At 71.2% G+C, this 14,931-nt stretch carries 17 protein-coding genes; 12 read left to right on the top strand and 5 right to left on the bottom strand.

What is annotated here, in order from left to right; all coding sequences use genetic code 11:
* Positions 1-9 precede the first annotated feature (9 nt).
* Positions 10-1,041 (top strand): non-homologous end-joining DNA ligase, encoded by a 1,032-nt coding sequence (gene ligD / locus IH26_RS0100500; protein ID WP_030434069.1) that lies wholly within the window; start codon positions 10-12, stop codon positions 1,039-1,041.
* Between the two features lie 48 nt (positions 1,042-1,089).
* On the opposite strand, the gene IH26_RS0100505 is transcribed toward ligD, so the two are convergent.
* The 3 genes from IH26_RS0100505 to IH26_RS0100515 form a co-directional block, all read right to left on the bottom strand.
* Positions 1,090-1,284, bottom strand: a complete 195-nt coding sequence (locus IH26_RS0100505; RefSeq protein WP_157436969.1) for a hypothetical protein — start codon at positions 1,282-1,284, stop codon at positions 1,090-1,092.
* A 168-nt stretch (positions 1,285-1,452) separates the two neighbouring features.
* Positions 1,453-2,634 (bottom strand): helix-turn-helix domain-containing protein, encoded by a 1,182-nt coding sequence (locus IH26_RS0100510; RefSeq protein ID WP_030434071.1) that lies wholly within the window; start codon positions 2,632-2,634, stop codon positions 1,453-1,455.
* 263 nt (positions 2,635-2,897) lie between these two features.
* On the bottom strand, positions 2,898-3,416 hold the full coding sequence (locus IH26_RS0100515) for a DUF1697 domain-containing protein (RefSeq protein WP_030434072.1): 519 nt from the start codon (positions 3,414-3,416) through the stop codon (positions 2,898-2,900).
* Positions 3,417-3,562: 146 nt separating this feature from the next.
* Between IH26_RS0100515 and IH26_RS0100520 the strand changes: the two genes are divergently transcribed.
* The 4 genes from IH26_RS0100520 to IH26_RS0100535 all read left to right on the top strand — a co-directional run bounded on the left by IH26_RS0100520 (position 3,563) and on the right by IH26_RS0100535 (position 6,479).
* The gene (locus IH26_RS0100520) at positions 3,563-4,129 is read left to right on the top strand and encodes a GAF domain-containing protein (protein WP_030434073.1); all 567 of its coding nucleotides are present in this window, start codon (positions 3,563-3,565) and stop codon (positions 4,127-4,129) included.
* Between the two features lie 34 nt (positions 4,130-4,163).
* Complete coding sequence (locus IH26_RS0100525) at positions 4,164-5,048, top strand: diacylglycerol/lipid kinase family protein (RefSeq protein WP_030434074.1); 885 nt, start codon at positions 4,164-4,166, stop codon at positions 5,046-5,048.
* Between the two features lie 64 nt (positions 5,049-5,112).
* Complete coding sequence (locus tag IH26_RS52855; protein WP_051807159.1) at positions 5,113-6,120, top strand: tetratricopeptide repeat protein; 1,008 nt, start codon at positions 5,113-5,115, stop codon at positions 6,118-6,120.
* Between the two features lie 137 nt (positions 6,121-6,257).
* Entirely contained in the window at positions 6,258-6,479 is a 222-nt protein-coding gene (locus tag IH26_RS0100535) for a hypothetical protein (RefSeq protein ID WP_030434076.1), read from the top strand.
* Positions 6,480-6,559: 80 nt separating this feature from the next.
* Here IH26_RS0100535 and IH26_RS0100540 read toward each other — a convergent pair whose 3' ends face one another.
* Positions 6,560-7,663 carry an MBL fold metallo-hydrolase gene (locus tag IH26_RS0100540; RefSeq protein WP_030434077.1) on the bottom strand — a complete coding sequence of 368 codons (1,104 nt, stop codon included), beginning with the start codon at positions 7,661-7,663 and terminating at the stop codon, positions 6,560-6,562.
* Between the two features lie 109 nt (positions 7,664-7,772).
* Here IH26_RS0100540 and IH26_RS0100545 point away from each other — a divergent pair, with 109 nt between their 5' ends.
* The 6 genes from IH26_RS0100545 to IH26_RS0100570 all read left to right on the top strand — a co-directional run bounded on the left by IH26_RS0100545 (position 7,773) and on the right by IH26_RS0100570 (position 12,903).
* Positions 7,773-9,224, top strand: coding sequence for a deoxyguanosinetriphosphate triphosphohydrolase family protein (locus tag IH26_RS0100545; protein WP_030434078.1), 1,452 nt, complete (start codon positions 7,773-7,775; stop codon positions 9,222-9,224).
* On the top strand, positions 9,208-9,609 hold the full coding sequence (locus IH26_RS0100550) for a ribosomal maturation YjgA family protein (protein ID WP_034213141.1): 402 nt from the start codon (positions 9,208-9,210) through the stop codon (positions 9,607-9,609). The genes IH26_RS0100545 and IH26_RS0100550 overlap by 17 nt, the downstream gene beginning before the upstream one ends.
* A gap of 7 nt (positions 9,610-9,616) precedes the next feature.
* The gene (locus IH26_RS0100555; RefSeq protein WP_030434080.1) at positions 9,617-10,396 is read left to right on the top strand and encodes an ArsR/SmtB family transcription factor; all 780 of its coding nucleotides are present in this window, start codon (positions 9,617-9,619) and stop codon (positions 10,394-10,396) included.
* Between the two features lie 89 nt (positions 10,397-10,485).
* Complete coding sequence (locus IH26_RS0100560) at positions 10,486-11,043, top strand: hypothetical protein (RefSeq protein WP_030434081.1); 558 nt, start codon at positions 10,486-10,488, stop codon at positions 11,041-11,043.
* Positions 11,044-11,815: 772 nt separating this feature from the next.
* The gene (locus IH26_RS0100565) at positions 11,816-12,538 is read left to right on the top strand and encodes a HipA family kinase (protein WP_030434082.1); all 723 of its coding nucleotides are present in this window, start codon (positions 11,816-11,818) and stop codon (positions 12,536-12,538) included.
* The gene (locus IH26_RS0100570; RefSeq protein WP_030434083.1) at positions 12,535-12,903 is read left to right on the top strand and encodes a DUF3037 domain-containing protein; all 369 of its coding nucleotides are present in this window, start codon (positions 12,535-12,537) and stop codon (positions 12,901-12,903) included. Before IH26_RS0100565 ends, IH26_RS0100570 begins: the two co-directional genes overlap by 4 nt.
* Here IH26_RS0100570 and IH26_RS0100575 read toward each other — a convergent pair.
* Positions 12,896-13,747: a transglutaminase-like domain-containing protein gene (locus IH26_RS0100575; RefSeq protein WP_030434084.1), complete on the bottom strand. Its 852-nt coding sequence runs from the start codon at positions 13,745-13,747 to the stop codon at positions 12,896-12,898. The two genes, IH26_RS0100570 and IH26_RS0100575, sit on opposite strands and share 8 nt — an antisense overlap.
* A 55-nt stretch (positions 13,748-13,802) precedes the next feature.
* Between IH26_RS0100575 and IH26_RS0100580 the strand changes: the two genes are divergently transcribed.
* Entirely contained in the window at positions 13,803-14,870 is a 1,068-nt protein-coding gene (locus IH26_RS0100580; RefSeq protein ID WP_030434085.1) for an ATP-dependent DNA ligase, read from the top strand.
* Positions 14,871-14,931 lie beyond the last annotated feature (61 nt).

The following is a 14,931-nucleotide window of genomic DNA, read 5'->3' on the forward strand; positions in this document are numbered from 1 at the left end:
GTCGGTCTCATGCCGAAAGCCGCCGCGGAAGAGCACGAGATCGCCGGCCACACCGTCCGGCTGAGCAGCCCCGATAAGCTCGTCTTCCCGAGCCGGGGCTACACCAAGCGGGACGTCTTCGAGTACTACCTGGCCGTCGGCGACGGCATCCTGCGCGCCCTGCGCGACCGGCCCACCACCCTGCAGCGCTTCCCGGACGGGATCGAGGGGGAGGCCTTCTTCCAGAAGCGCATCCCGACCCGCGGCGTACCCCCGTGGATCCAGACCGCGAAAATCACCTTCCCGAGCGGCCGGGGCGCCGACGAGCTCTGCCCGGCCGACCTCGCCCACGTGGCCTGGGCCGCGCAGATGGGCACGATCGTCTTCCACCCGTGGCCGGTCCGGGCCGCCGCCGTCGACCACCCCGACGAGCTGCGCATCGACCTCGACCCGCACGCCGGCACCGGCTTCGCCGAGGTGGTGGCCACCGCCGAGGTGGTCCGCGAGGTGCTGGCCGGCCTGGGCTGGGTGGGCTTCCCGAAGACCTCCGGGGGCCGCGGCGTGCACGTGTACATCCGGATCGCGCCGCGGTGGTCGTTCGTGCAGGTCCGCCGGGCGGCGATCGCGCTGGCCCGGGAGGTGGAGCGGCGCGCCCCCGACCGGATCACCACGGCCTGGTGGAAGGAGGAGCGCGGCGAGAAGGTCTTCATCGACTTCAACCAGATGGCCCGGGACCGGACGATCGCCTGCGCCTACTCGCTGCGGGCCAACGCCCGGGCCACCGCCTCGGCCCCGGTGACCTGGGACGAGTTACCCCAGGTGGAGCCGGACGACTTCGACCTGCGCACGCTGCCGGCCCGCTTCGCGAAGATCGGCGACCCCCACGCGGCGATCGACGACGTGGCCCATGATCTGACGCCCCTGCTGGAGTGGTCGGAGCGGGACGAGCGCAACGGCCAGGGCGACATGCCCTACCCACCGGACCACCCGAAGATGCCGGGCGAGCCACCTCGCGTCCAGCCGAGCCGAATGAACCGCGCGAACTGGGACAACGACGCGTAGCCCACCGGTTCGGGGCCGGGGACGAACGGCGCACCAGGGAAGGCTTGCCTATTCGTCGAGGCCGGGCTCGAGCTTGCTGGCGAAGTAGACGCCCTCGGCGATCTCCACTACCTGCCCCTGCTCGGCGTACATCCGCAGGATCCGGTTCCTGAAGTGCGGCTCGGGCTCGTCGTCCGGCGGCAGCGCGGTAGCCTCGACGGCCGCCTTGGTGAGTGGGAAGCCCTCCCACATCGCTTCATCCATGCCGCCTCCCATGCCGATGGGCGGCGTCACGCCCGGGGAACCTCGGTCGCTCCGAGCGCGACGGCCCGTGCAGATGTGCACGCACTGATCGTCGTCGGGCGATTGCGGCGTGTGGAGTAGCGACGCGTCCGCCAGGGCCGTCCGCCTGTCCGCGACTGGCGGACAGTTTTACCGGCCGGCCGGTAACTCGCGGGGCCGACGCTCGATGGCCAGCTCGCGCAGATCCCGAGCTTCGGTAATTCCGGACCGGTGGACCGCGGCGACCACCTCGGCCACCCGCCACCAGTTCGACGGCACGATCCGGCCCGACGTGATCGCCCGACGTGCCTGCTCCGCCGCCTCGTCGGGCTTACCGGAGGCGAGCAGCGCCAAGCCCAGGTCGAGCTGCGCCGAGGCGATCCGCCGCGGCCTTGCTCCCTCGGTCTGAAGTTCCGCGATGACGTCCCGCGCCACCGTTTCCGCCGCGGGGTCGCCCGCCCAAGCAAGCGTCGTCGCGGCATACGAGTGCGCCTTCGCCGGGTCGTAGCGGTAGTGGTGCTCGGGGTGATCGGGCGGTGTCCGCTGGTCGGCCATCCGCTCCACCCGGTCGAGGGCTCGCCCGGTCTGTGCCCGGTCGCCGAGCCGCGCCCACGCCCTGCCCTCCTGTGCGGTGGCTTGCACGATGGCCGATCCACCCGCCGGAGCGACAGCCTGAGCGTGCCGCGACAGTTCCAGGGCCTCCCGGTAGCCGCCGTTGGTCAGCAGATCCCACGCTCGGGTCTCCAGCACCCAAGCCGCGATCTCGCGATGCCCGGTCTGCTCGGCTAGCTGGGCCGCGGCACGGAGGTGCGCGTCGGCGGCGCCGGTCTGTCGCAGGTCCACGTGCAGGGTGGCGCGCAGCAGCGACAGCCAGCCACCTATCACCAGGAGTCGCTGTTGCTGGGCCAGGGTCTTGCGGGCGTCCCATAGCGAGCTGACGTAGCCGAGGTGCCTGCGAACCCGGGGGAGCAGGATGACCGGTGGTGTAGTCGCGTAGGCCATGGCCATGCTGTCGGCGGCCGACTCGAGCTGGTCGAGGGTCGCATCGCTGACGTCCGACGCGGTGATCCGCCGCGCCAGCTCGATCGCCTCGATCTCGTCGTCCGCGCCGTCACCCGCCGGGTGGAGGATCGCGGCGAGTCGGCCCTCCGCGCCCAGAGCCCTGTCGAGCCGCTCGGCTACCGCCTGGTTCGCGGGTTTGCGGCCCTTCTCCAGGTCTTCGAGGTAGCTCTTGCCGTAGTGGGCCCGTTCGGCGAGCGCCCGGTAGGACAGCCCGCGCTCGCTACGGAGTCGACGGAGCTCGGCGGCGAACTGCGATGCTTGGTCGGTCATCGGGCCCGTCCCTGCTAACGGCTCGGGTGGCGGACCAGTCCGCTACAACCGGACACGCCGCCTCCGAGGCTACCTGCCAGCTGACCGGCCTCGCGCACTCGGCAGGGCCGGCGGCGGATGCCGATGGCTCGGCTGACCGGCAGTGCTGGGGATGCTGGACCACCGCTACACGCGAGAGGCGCGCTGCGGCCTCGAGTTGCGGCTGGGTCGCGTTGTGGAGGCGGGGCGGCCGGGAATCGGCGGGGGAGGTGCCACGCGTACGGTCACATGGTTTTGGAGATTTCTAGGGTTTTTGTGAGGGTTGTCCAGTTGCGTTCGGTGCCGTGCAGGGCGAGGCGGCGGGTGACCATGGCGGCGTTGCGCGGGTTGCCGTGGACGTGGGTGCGGTAGTCGAGGTAGACCTCGCGGCCCTGGACCCGGATGTCGTCGTGCTCCTCGAGGAGGCGGACGCGGTCGGGCGACGGGTGCTCGGCCAGGAAGAGCACCCGGAGCAGGGTGGGGCGCACCAGCGCGGCGGGAAACGGGTTGGCGGCGAGGATCTCGGTGAGTCGGTCACGGCTGCGGACCATGACCGGCTCGTCGACGCCGAAGTCGCGGCGGACCACCTCGCGGATGATTGGGGCGACGTCGTGGGGGGAGTCGACGATGACGTTGCCGCTCTGCAGGTGGGTGCGGCAGCCGGGCAGGCCCTCGGCGGCCAGCCGGTCACGGAGGGTGGCCATCGGGACCTTGTTGCGGGGGCCGAGGTTGACCGCGCGCAGCAGGGCGATCCACACCGTCACGCGGGTCAGCCTGTCACACGGCGTGTGCGATTCTCCGGCGGTTCGGCACCGAGTGGCATCAATTCGGTCATTGTGTGTGTTGCGCCACACCTGGGCGATTTCTAGGCTTCCTCGTGTCCATCGGCGATCACGGAGGGGGTCGTTCCATGACCAGCAACAATGACGCGTACGAATACCTGGACAGCGTGGCGCCGGACGAGCGGGCGCGGCTCGAGGCGGTTCGTCGGTACCGGCTGGTCGATCAGCCGCTCGAAGACGCGTACGACCGGATCGCGTTCGTCGCGGCGGCGATCTTCGACACGCCGATCGCGACCGTGTCGCTGGTCGAGCAGGACCGGGTGTGGCTGGCCGCCTGCCAGGGGCTGAGCGGGGTGCGCGAGGTGGGCAAGGAGCCCGGACTGTGCGCGTCGGTGATCGCCCAGGACGACGTCTACGTGATCAACAATGCCGCGGTCGACCCGCGTACGCTCGAGCACCCGCTGGTCCGCGGCGAGCTGGGCCTGCGCTTCTACGCGGCGGCGCCGATCCGCACCCACGACGGGTACCGGCTGGGCACGGTCAACGTGATCGACAACCGGCCGCGCGAGGCCACGCCGCGGCAGCTGCGCGCTCTCGAGCACCTGGCCTCGATGGTCTCCGACGAGCTGGAGCTGCGGCTCATGGTGATCCGCAGCGCGGCGGCCGAGCAGCGCATGCGCGAGACCGTGAACTGATTACCGCGCGCCGGAATCGGGTAGTGCGCAGCACATGCGCACCCCTCGAACGATCGCCGTGGTCGCCCATCAGCGGAAGACGCTCGACGGTGGCCTGGATGAATTGCGTCGCCGTCTGTCCGACTTCGGTGTCGGCGATCTCCTGTGGGAGGAGGTCGACAAGAGCCGCAAGGCCCCCAAGAAGGTCAAATCACTTATCGGGGAAAAGCCCGACTTGCTCCTCGTGTGGGGCGGCGACGGGATGGTGCAGCGGGCACTCGATGTGGTGGCCGGCTCCAAGGTGCCCGTGGGGATCATCCCGGCCGGCACCGGCAACCTGCTGGCCGGCAACCTCGGCATCCCGCATGACCTGGAAAAGTCCCTGGATATCGCGCTTTGTGGGCGGCGGCACCGGATCGACCTCGGCAAGCTCGACGGCGAACACTTCGGCGTGATGGCCGGCGTCGGCTTCGACGGCGCGATGATCCGCGACGCCGACCGGAAGATGAAGGACCGGCTCGGCAAGCTCGCCTACGTCTGGACCGGCCTGCGCCACGTCAACGGCGAGGCGGCGAGCGCCCGTATCCTGGTCGACGGGGTGAAGTGGTTCGACGACGAGGCCAGCTGCGTGCTGATCGGCAACGTCGGCACGATCACCGGCGGCATCCGGGCCTTCGACGACGCCAAGCCGGACGACGGCTGGCTCGACGTCGGCGTCGCCACCGCCCAGGGCGCGCTGGAGTGGGCCCGCGCGCTCGGCACGATGGCGGTCGGCCGCTCCGACCGGTCGCCCTTCGTCCGCACCACCCGCGCCCGCCGGATCGACGTCAAACTCAAGACCAAGATGGTGTACGAGTTGGACGGCGGCGCCCGCGAGGAGACGACGCGCTTCACCGCCACGGTCGAGCCCGGCGCCGTGAAGATCTGCCTGCCCCGGTAAGGGACTTTTCTCAAAAGTCCACAATGTATCGACACCCGGCGTCGTCGTGTGATCACATCCGGCTATGACCCATCTTCCTTCCGGGGCGGGGGATCTGCAGTCGTGGCAGCACGACTTCGAGACGCTGATGCGGGACGATCCAGGCGAGGCGGCCGACCTGCTGCTCGCCGCCTGGCCCGAGGTCGAACGGGACACTGAGCTGGTCGAACTGCTACGGGCCAACGCCGAGGCGCTGGTGCGGACCGACGATGAGGCGCTGTGGGCGAGCGGCGTGCACCAGGTGGTGTTCCGGGCCGGCAACAGCCTGCCGCATCAGGGAATGCTGCCCGCCGCCGTTACGTACTGGGAACGCCTGCTGCCGATCGCGGCCGCGCGGCTCGGGGCGGAACATCCCGACACCCTCATCGTGCGAAACAACCTTCTTTGGGCGTACGGGCGAGCCGGCGACCCCGATCGGGCACTCGCCGGCTTCCGCGACCTGTTGACCGTGCGCCGCCGGGTGCTCGGCCCGGACGACCCGAACACCCTCGCCACCCGGCACGCGATCGCCACCTGGCAGGACGCGTCCGGCGATCAGGAGGGCGCCGCCGAGGGGCTGCGCGAGCTGATCGCCGACTATGAGCGCGCGCTCGGCGCCGACCACCGGGACACGCTGAACACCCGGGTGGCCCTGGTCGAGATCGTCGGGCCGGCCGACCCCGAGGCGGCGGTGGCCGAGTTGCGCCCGCTGCTCGACGACTTCCGCCGGGTGCTCGGGCCGGATTCCACCGAGGTGTTCGAGGTCGAGGTCGAACTGACCGCGTGGCTGGGCGAGACCGGGGCGTACGCCGAGGCCCTGTCCCGGATGGATCGCCTGGCCGAGGACTACCACCGGGTGCTCGGCCCGAGCCACCTGGACACGCTGACCCTGCGCTTCCTGGCCGCCGACATGCGCTCCCGGGCCGGCCACGACGTCGAGGCCACCGAGGCGATGCAGGCCCTGCACGCCGACGTGGTGGCCCTGGCCGGCGCCGGCCGCCGGGAGATGGAGGACCTCCGGACCTCGATCGAGGCCTGGTCACCCCCGGCCTGACGGGCTATTGACAGATTACCGACAAAAGGTCTATATCGAGTTAAGAGGTTTACGACCTATTGGGCCCGAAATCCTCTGGATTGAACCGATCCGCTCCCCACACACTGGCCTTTCATCCGGCACCAGGGGGTTTCGGCATGTCGTATCAACAGGGTTCCGCCGCCAGCGTCGCCGCCGTCCTGACCGTGGCGACGGTCATCATCACCGCGTACCGCCTCAGCGGCTCCGACGTGAACACCACCCACCGGGCGGAACGCACCGGCCGCCGCGAGGTGGTCTCGCACACCGTCCAGTTCGTGACCAGCGCCGTGCTGATCCTGGCGATGCTCTTCGTGGCGGCCTTCCACGCGGCTCGCTGAGAACGCGACTGGCTGGGAACACGACTGGCTGGGAACGCGGCTCGCTGGGAACGCGGCTCGCTGGGAACGCGGCTCGCTGATCAGGCGATCGCCTGCCACCAGCCGTCGACCGCGGGCGGGTTGTCCACGTCGACCCGCTCGCCCGGCCGGGGCACGGCCAGCCGCACGTCCCGGGCCTTGGCCTCGGCCCAGACCCGGTCGGCCGGCTCGGGCCACTCGTGCAGGGACAGGTTGAAGGTGGCCCAGTGCACCGGGATCATCAGTCCGCCGCGGACGTCCAGGTGGGTGGCCACCCCGTCCTCGGGGATCATGTGGATGTCCGGCCAGGCGTCGCCGTAGGCGCCGACCTGGACGAGCGTGACGTCGAAGGGCCCGTGCTCCTGGCCGATCTCGGCGAAGCCCGGGAAGTAGCCGGTGTCGCCGGAGTAGAACACCCGGCGGGTCGGGCCGAGGATCACCCAGCTCGTCCAGAGCGTCTCGTCCCGGCTGAAGCCGCGCCCGGAGAAGTGCCGGGCGGCGGTCGCGATGAACTCCAGGCCGGCCACCTTGGCCCGCTCGTTCCAGTCGAGCTCGATGATCCGGGTGGTGGGCACGCCCCAGCGCTCGAGGTGCGCGCCGACGCCCAGCGGCACCAGGAACGGCGCGGCCTGGAGATCCACCAGGTTCTGGATGGTCTCCATGTCCAGGTGGTCGTAGTGGTCGTGGGAGATCAGCACGGCGTCGAGCGGCGGCAGGTCACGCAGCGCCACCGGGGGCTCGTGCAGCCGCTTGGGCCCGGAGATGCGGCTCGGCGAGCACCGCTCGCTCCACACCGGGTCGAGCAGCACCCGCCGGCCCTCGATCTCGACCAGCGCCGAGGAGTGCCCGTACCAGGTGACGTGCAGGCCGTCGGCGTCGAGCCCCGGGTCGGGGGTGACGAGCGGGATCGGCAGGCGCGGGTGGCGGGACTCGCGGTCGCGCATGGCGGCGAGCGCGAGCCCGGGGATCGACGCCCCGGTCAGCTCGGTGGCGGGCACCGTGTTCCGGAACTTCCCGCCGGAGAACTGCGGCGAGGCCAGCACCCGGGCCAGCCGATCGCCCTTGGCCTTGGCGCCCATCTGCCGGGGGATGTCCTTGCCCACCCACACCGCCGCGGCGCCCAGCGCCAGTGCCACCAACGCTCCGGTACGTCCTCGCTTCGCCATCAGCCCAGTTTGACGAACTGACCAGGCCGATTGCCAGCCGCACGACAACGATCCGGGCTACCCGGACGTGACGGTCGACACGCCGGCCGGGGCGGTAACGTAGCCGGGCATGGACGATTCGCGGGCCCAGCGGCTCTTCGGGGAGAGCCTGGTCGCACCGGGTGACCTGGCTTCCAGCCCGTTCCGGGTCGACCGCGACCGGATCGTCAGCTCCCCGTTCTTCGCCCGGCTGGCCGGCGTCACCCAGGTGATCAGCCCCGGCGGCGCCGGCCTGCTCGTGCACAACCGGATGACGCACAGCCTCAAGGTCGCCCAGGTGGCCCGGGCGATCGCCGAGCGGGTCGCGGAAAGCTCGGTGCTCTCCGAGAAGCTGGGCGGCTGCGACCCGGATGTGGTGGAGGCGGCCGCGCTCGCCCACGACCTCGGCCACCCGCCGTTCGGGCACCTCGGCGAGCGGGTCCTCGACCAGCTGGCCCGGCAGCGGCTGCGGGTCCCGGACGGGTTCGAGGGCAACGCCCAGTCGTACCGGATCGTGACCAGCACCGAGATCCGCGGCGAGGCGACGATCGGGCTCAACCTCACCAACGCGGTTCGGGCGGCGATCCTCAAGTACCCGTGGACCCGGCACGGCGACGCCCGATACATGAACCCGCCGCCGCGCGGGGCGGCCGCGTCGCCGGACGATCCCGAGGCCGGGTCGGTCAAGTTCGGCGCCTACCTGACCGAGGTCGACGACATGCTGGCCGCCCGGTCGCCGTTCGCCGGGCGGGTCGCCGACTGGCAGCAGACCGTCGAGGCCTCGGTGATGGACACGGCCGACGACATCGCGTACGCGATCCACGACCTGGAGGACGTGCACCGGGTCGGCGTGCTGCAGCAGGGCGCGGTCGCCGCCGAGCTGATGGCCTGGCAGCGGTGGGGTACGTCGGCGGACCCGAACCGGGCCGGCGGGGCGATCGAGTCGCTACGCCGGCAGCTGCACCGCAAGGACGGCTGGATGGCCGACGACGCGGCGTTCGCGGCCGCCGTCGAGCTGGTCCGCGCCGAGCTGGTCGACGGCCTGCTGGCCCTCCCGTTCGACGGCTCGCTGGAGGCGGAGGCGCAGGTCGCGGCGTTCTCGGCGACCTGGACCAGGCGGCTGGTCGAGTCGGTGGAGCTGGTCGAGCAGCCCGCGGTCCGCTCCGGGCACGTGCAGCTTGCCACGGCCCAGTGGCACGAGGTGCAGATCCTCAAGTTCGTGCAGAACCGGTTCGTGCTGGCCCGGCCCGACCTGGCCCTGCACCAGCGCGGTCAGGCCCGGCTGCTGGCCTCGCTGGTGGAGGCGCTGCTGGCCTGGCTCACCGACCCGGACGAGGAGCAGCGCCTGCCGCGGCGGCTGCGCGACCTGGTCGAGCTGGCCGAGACCGAGCTGCCCGACGGCACGCCCGACCGGCTGGGTCAGGCCCGCGGCCGCGCGGTGATCGACTTCGTGGCCGGGCTCACCGACAACCAGGCGGTGGCCCTGATGGAGGCGTTGAGCGGGCACTCGCGGCAGCTCTGGACCGATGCGTTCGTCCTCTAGGTTGCTCGGCGCCGCACTGATCGTGGGGTCGCTGGGGCTGGCGTTCGCCATCCGGCTGGTCACCGGGCCGCTGGTGGAGGCCACCGGTCCGCTGGACCAGATCTCCGGCACCGCGCTGTACGCGTCCGCCTTCTACGGCGGGGTGCTGGTCCTCTGGCCGCGCGGACGCCCGCTGCCGGTCGCGCTGATCTCGACCGGCTACTGCTGGGCGGTCGAGTTCTTCCAGCTCACCGGCGTGCCGACGGCGCTGTCCGCGCACAGTGTGGTGGCCCGCCTGGTCCTCGGCCGGGTCTTCGATTCCGCCGACCTGCTCTGGTACGTCGTCGGCGTTCTGCTTGCGGGCGTCGTTCACTACTTGACGTTATGCAGGCGTACGACTGCATAATGGCGCCATGGACAAGGTGTTCCGAGCGCTCGCCGATCCGTCCCGGCGCCGCCTGCTCGACAGCCTGCGCGAACGCGACGGGCAGACGCTCGGGCAGCTCTGCGGGCAGCTGGCGATGGCCCGCCAGTCGGTGACCCAGCACCTGGCCGTCCTCGAGGAGGCGAACCTGATCAGCACGGTTCGCCGCAGCCGGGAGAAGTTGCACTTCCTCAACCCGGTTCCGATCTACGACATCCAGCAGCGATGGCTGGCGCCGTTCGAGCAGCCGAGGTTGCGGACGCTGGCTGCCATCAAGAAGAGCGCGGAGGAGCGAGACATGACCGACAAACCCACTTTTGTGTACGTGACGTACATCCACAGCACGCCCGAACGGGTCTGGCAGGCCCTCACCGACGCTGACCTGACCGCCCGGTACTGGGGCCACAGCAACGTGTCGGACTGGCAGCCCGGCTCGACGTGGGAGCACCTGCGCACCGACGGCTCGGGCATCTCGGACGTCGGCGGCAAGGTGCTGACGGCCGAACCGCCGCGCCGCCTGGTGGTCACCTTCGAGGATCCGGCCGTCGAGGTGCAGCCGGCCGTGCCGTCCACGGTCACCTTCGAGATCGAGCCGTGGCAGGAGATCGTCCGGCTGACCGTTACCCAGGAGAACCTGGCCGACGAGGAGGCGCTGCGGATGGTCTCGCTCGGCTGGCCGGCGGTGATGGCCAACCTGAAGTCCCTGCTGGAGACCGGTCACGTGCTGCCGCAGGCGCCCTGGGAGATGTACGCCGACCAGCTCCGTTGAGGCTCCGGCTTCCGCCCCCAGCGAACGCGATGGCAGTAAGCGCTGTAACGGTGTAATTCTGTAATCAGGTTCGTTTGGGGAGGTTGGACATGCGTTTTCGTCAAGCACCGCCCGGCGGTGGCCGGGCCGAGCCGCCCGCCGCGGATGACGCCGCCGCCTGGGTGACCGGCGCCATCCCGGATGGGTGGTTCACCGAGCGCCCCGAGATCGTCGTCGACCGCGACGAGATCATCATCTGGGGCCGCATTCCGGAGCCCGACCTGGGCGCCGACGCCGCCGAGGCCGACCGGGCCGCCAGCCAGGCCGGCCGGATCAACCAGTTCCGCGAGGACACCCGGGAGGACCGGATCCGGGTGGCCCGCCAGATCGAGCACCGCTACCAGCGCAAGGTCGCCTGGGGCGTCCGCTGCGGCGACACCAACGAGTTGTTCACCCACCTGGCCGCCCCGGTGATGACCCGCCTGCGCCAGCCCGAGCGCCACATCCTCGACACCCTGGTCGACGCCGGCGTGGCCCGCTCCCGCTCCGAGGCCCTGGCCTGGTGCGTGAAGCTGGTCGGCCAGCACACCGAGGAGTGGCTCGCCGGCCTGCGCGAGGCCATGACCAAGGTCGACGAGCTGCGCCGCCAGGGCCCGACCACGGTCTGACCCTCGACGCGGGCCGCGAGTCCCCGACTCGCGGCCCGCGTCCGTGCCCGCATTGTGCCCGCGTCCGCGTTGTGTCCACCGGCCACTTTGCTCTGCGCACCGATACGCACGTCCGGGTCGGCCGCGCGTCGGCGGCGCCTTTCAGCCTGCGTGGGCGTTTTGCTCTGCGTACCGATACGCACGTCCGGGTCGGCCGCGCGTCGGCGGCGCTCTTCAGCCTGCGTCACCGAAAGCGAACGGCCGCTCGATATTGGTGCGTATCGGTGCGCAGAGCAAAGGCCGGGCGCAGCACCCCGGCCTTTGGGAACTCGCCGGGCTGGGGGCCACCGGAGTGTCGCGCGGCACGGCGGCTGGACCGGGGCAGCAGCACGGCGGGGAAGCGGCAGCGGCATGGCGGGGCAGTAGCACGGCGGGGGCAGTAACACGGCGGGGGCAGTAGCACGGCGGGGCAGCGCACGGCCGGGGGCAGCAGCATGGCGGGGCAGCGCACGGCCGGGGGCAGCAGCGTGGCGGGGCAGCGCACGGCCGGGGGCAGCAGGATGGCGGGGCAGCGCACGGCCGGGGGCAGCAGCGTGGCGGGGCAGCGCACGGCCGGGGGCAGCAGCGTGGCGGGGCAGCGCACGGCCGGGGCAGCAGGATGGCGGGGCAGCGCACGGCGGGGCAGCTGCACGGCGGAGGCAGCGGCACGGTGCGGCGCCGAGCGGTGAGGGGGCCGCGTTGCCCTTGCCGGGGTGGCGCCAAGTGGTGATCGGCGGCGGTTAGGGTGGGCGGCGTGTTACGAGACGTCACCGCGCTGCGGTATGTCACTCCGCTGCGTGAGGGCGGCTCGCTACCCGGCGTGGTCGAGGCGGATGACCTGGGCACCTACGTGGTGAAGTTCCGCGGCGCCGGGCAGGGTCCGAAGGCGCTGGTCGCCGAGGTGATCTCCGGCGAGCTCGCGCGGCGGCTCGGCCTGCCGGTGCCGGATCTCGCCGTGGTGCACCTGGATCCGATCGTCGCCCGGGCCGAGCCGGACGAGGAGGTCCAGGAGCTGATCAAGGCGAGCGCCGGCACCAACCTGGGGATGGACTTCCTGCCCGGCTCGCTCGGCTACGATCCCAACGCGCACCCGGTCGACCCGGCGCTGGCCTCGCGGGTGGTCGCCTTCGACGCGTACGTCGAGAACGTCGACCGCAGCTGGCGCAACCCGAACCTGCTGATCTGGCACAACGCCCTCTGGCTGATCGACCACGGTGCCACCCTGTACTTCCACCACAACTGGCCGCGCGCCGAGAGCGTGGTGCACCGGGCCTACAAGTGGGACGACCACGTCCTCAAGCCGTACGCGACCGCGCTGGCCACGGAGGGTCCCGCGCTCGCCGAGCGGCTGACCCCGGCCCTGCTCGCCGAGGTGCTGGCGCTGGTGCCGGAGGAGTGGCTGGACGACGGCGACCGCGACGCCTACCTGCGTCATCTGTCCCGGCGCGCCGAGCGGCCGGAGGCGTGGCTGCCATGAGAATCCCGTACGAGTACGCCATCATCCAGGCCGTCCCCCGGATCGAGCGCGGTGAGCTGATCAACGTGGGCGTGGTGCTCTACAGCCAGCGCCTGGACTTCCTCGCCGCCCGTACCCACCTGCACGAGGACCGGCTGCGCGCGCTCGACCCGGAGGTCGACGTCGCCGCGGTCGCCGCCGCCCTCGCGTCCTGGGAGGCGACCTGCACCGGCGCGGGCGCCGCGGGCGAGATGAAGCCGGGCGAGCGGTTCCGGTGGCTGGTCGCCCCGCGCAGCACGATCCTGCGGGCCGGCCCGGTGCACATGGGCCTGGCCGCCGACCCGCAAGCCGAACTGGATCGCCTCGTCGAGCTGCTGGTCAGGTAGCCACACCCCGCTTTTCGAGGTCGATCGTGACCTCGGCGCCGGCCGGAGACGCGCACCGGACCCGGCTGCCGGGCCGCAATTCCGCCCGGGAAAGGTAGAGCTCGGCCAGCTTGGTCTCGGCCGCGTCGTCGCCCGCGTCCGCCGCGAGCAGCAGGTCGGCCACCTGGTCGATCAACGCCAGGTCGCCGTCCAGGTCGAGGCTCATGCCGCCCCACAGGTCCCACAGCAGCAACTCCTCGCCGCGGCGGTGGGCCAGTTCCGAGATGACGTAGTTGCGGACGAACCACCCGCCGCGGAGCTCGGCGATCGACGGGTGGACGCCGAACTTGTCCACGTCGATCTCGCCGCGCCGGTAGGCCGTCCAGACCTGCGCCGCCGTCCGGAGGCCGCCGGGCGCCAACGGGACGTACTTGTCCTCTTCGCTGTCGAAGCTGACCCAGCGGTCGCCGTCCCGGTACTCGGTGATCACGTGGTCGTAGTGCCAGTCCGGGGCGAAGTAGTCGGCGAAGCCGACCCGGCTGCGGGCGGGGATGCCCTTGTGCCGCAGCGCCGCCACCGTGAGCAGCGTGAAGTCGCGGCAGCAGCCGACGATCCGCTGCTCCGGGGCGCGCGGCTCGGCCAGCGGGGTGTCGAACCGCCGGCGGTCGGCGTCCAGCAGGCGGTCGGCCCAGCGGCTGTCGATCTCAGCCAGCCGGTCGGGCGGGAAGTCGATGCCCGAGGCGCGGTAGTGGACGACGAGGTTGCGGATCACCTCCCCGATGCCGCCCGGGTCGTCGGGCAACGGGTCGAACAGGCGCGCGTGGGCGCGGGGGTCGGAGAACTCGGTCTGCCGTGTGTAGTCCATGACTCGCAGTCTGTGGCCTACCACAGGGGGAGAGTAAAGAGGGCACACTGGTGCCATGGAGCTGCCGATCAACCCGCCGGTCAAGCCGATGCTCGCCAAGCCCGTCGCGGAGATCCCACCCGGCCAGGTGTACGAGCCGAAGTGGGACGGCTTCCGCTCGATCATCTTCCGGGACGGCGACGAGGTGGAGATCGGCAGCCGCAACGAGAAGCCGATGACCCGGTACTTTCCCGAGGTCGTCCGGGCCGTGCTGGCGAACTTCCCGGAGCGGGCGGTGATCGACGGCGAGGTGATCGTGGCCGACACCGGGCGCAACATGCTCGACTTCGAGGCGCTCCAGCAGCGCATCCACCCCGCCGCCAGCCGGGTCAAGCTGCTCAGCGAGCAGACGCCGGCCAGCTTCGTGGCCTTCGACCTGCTCGCGATCGGCGACGAGGACCTGACCGAACGCCCGTTCGCCGAGCGACGCGAGCGGCTGCTCGACGTACTCAAGGATGCGCAGCCGCCGGTGCACATCACCCCGGCCACCGACGATCTTCCTACCGCGCGACGGTGGTTCGCGGAGTTCGAGGGCGCCGGGCTGGACGGGTTGATCGCCAAGGCGCGGGATCTCACGTATCAGCCCGACAAGCGGGTGATGACCAAGATCAAGCACAAGCGGACCGCGGACTGCGTGGTGGCCGGCTACCGGGTGCACAAGTCGGGCGAAAATCGGATCGGCTCGCTGCTGCTCGGCCTGTACGACGAGCGCGACGTGCTGGTCTCGGTGGGCGTGATCGGCAGCTTCCCGATGGCCGTCCGCGAGGAGTTGTTCGAGGAGATGCAGCCGCTGGTCACCTCGTTCGACGGGCACCCGTGGGACTGGGCGGCGCACGAGCAGGGCGAACGCACCCCGCGCAAGAACGAGTACAGCCGCTGGAACAACGGCAAGGACCTCTCCTTCACGCCGCTGCGCCCGGAGCGGGTGGTCGAGGTCCGCTACGACTACATGGAGGGCATCCGGTTCCGGCACACCGCGCAGTTCGAGCGCTGGCGGCCCGATCGAGATCCCCGAACCTGCACGTACGACCAGCTGGAACGCCCGGTCCAGTTCAATCTGGCCGAGGTCCTCACCAGCCGCTGAGCAAACTTGTCGGATCGACCGGATAACCTCGATCTCGCCACAACAGCTGTCGAAGGGCCGT

This window comes from Actinoplanes subtropicus, assembly GCF_000721705.1.
Classification (GTDB): domain Bacteria; phylum Actinomycetota; class Actinomycetes; order Mycobacteriales; family Micromonosporaceae; genus Actinoplanes; species Actinoplanes subtropicus.

Excerpts from the sequence above, each read along its gene's own strand:
- ligD (WP_030434069.1), top strand. The coding sequence starts at position 10 with ATGCCGAAAGCCGCCGCGGAAGAGCACGAGATCGCCGGCCACACCGTC.
- IH26_RS0100550 (WP_034213141.1), top strand. The coding sequence starts at position 9,208 with ATGCGTTCGTCCTCTAGGTTGCTCGGCGCCGCACTGATCGTGGGGTCG.
- IH26_RS0100520 (WP_030434073.1), top strand. The coding sequence starts at position 3,563 with ATGACCAGCAACAATGACGCGTACGAATACCTGGACAGCGTGGCGCCG.
- IH26_RS0100505 (WP_157436969.1), bottom strand. The coding sequence starts at position 1,284 with ATGGATGAAGCGATGTGGGAGGGCTTCCCACTCACCAAGGCGGCCGTC.
- IH26_RS0100570 (WP_030434083.1), top strand. The coding sequence starts at position 12,535 with ATGAGAATCCCGTACGAGTACGCCATCATCCAGGCCGTCCCCCGGATC.
- IH26_RS0100510 (WP_030434071.1), bottom strand. The coding sequence starts at position 2,634 with ATGACCGACCAAGCATCGCAGTTCGCCGCCGAGCTCCGTCGACTCCGT.
- IH26_RS0100535 (WP_030434076.1), top strand. The coding sequence starts at position 6,258 with ATGTCGTATCAACAGGGTTCCGCCGCCAGCGTCGCCGCCGTCCTGACC.
- IH26_RS0100575 (WP_030434084.1), bottom strand. The coding sequence starts at position 13,747 with ATGGACTACACACGGCAGACCGAGTTCTCCGACCCCCGCGCCCACGCG.
- IH26_RS0100525 (WP_030434074.1), top strand. The coding sequence starts at position 4,164 with ATGCGCACCCCTCGAACGATCGCCGTGGTCGCCCATCAGCGGAAGACG.
- IH26_RS0100540 (WP_030434077.1), bottom strand. The coding sequence starts at position 7,663 with ATGGCGAAGCGAGGACGTACCGGAGCGTTGGTGGCACTGGCGCTGGGC.
- IH26_RS0100560 (WP_030434081.1), top strand. The coding sequence starts at position 10,486 with ATGCGTTTTCGTCAAGCACCGCCCGGCGGTGGCCGGGCCGAGCCGCCC.
- IH26_RS0100555 (WP_030434080.1), top strand. The coding sequence starts at position 9,617 with ATGGACAAGGTGTTCCGAGCGCTCGCCGATCCGTCCCGGCGCCGCCTG.
- IH26_RS0100580 (WP_030434085.1), top strand. The coding sequence starts at position 13,803 with ATGGAGCTGCCGATCAACCCGCCGGTCAAGCCGATGCTCGCCAAGCCC.
- IH26_RS0100545 (WP_030434078.1), top strand. The coding sequence starts at position 7,773 with ATGGACGATTCGCGGGCCCAGCGGCTCTTCGGGGAGAGCCTGGTCGCA.
- IH26_RS52855 (WP_051807159.1), top strand. The coding sequence starts at position 5,113 with ATGACCCATCTTCCTTCCGGGGCGGGGGATCTGCAGTCGTGGCAGCAC.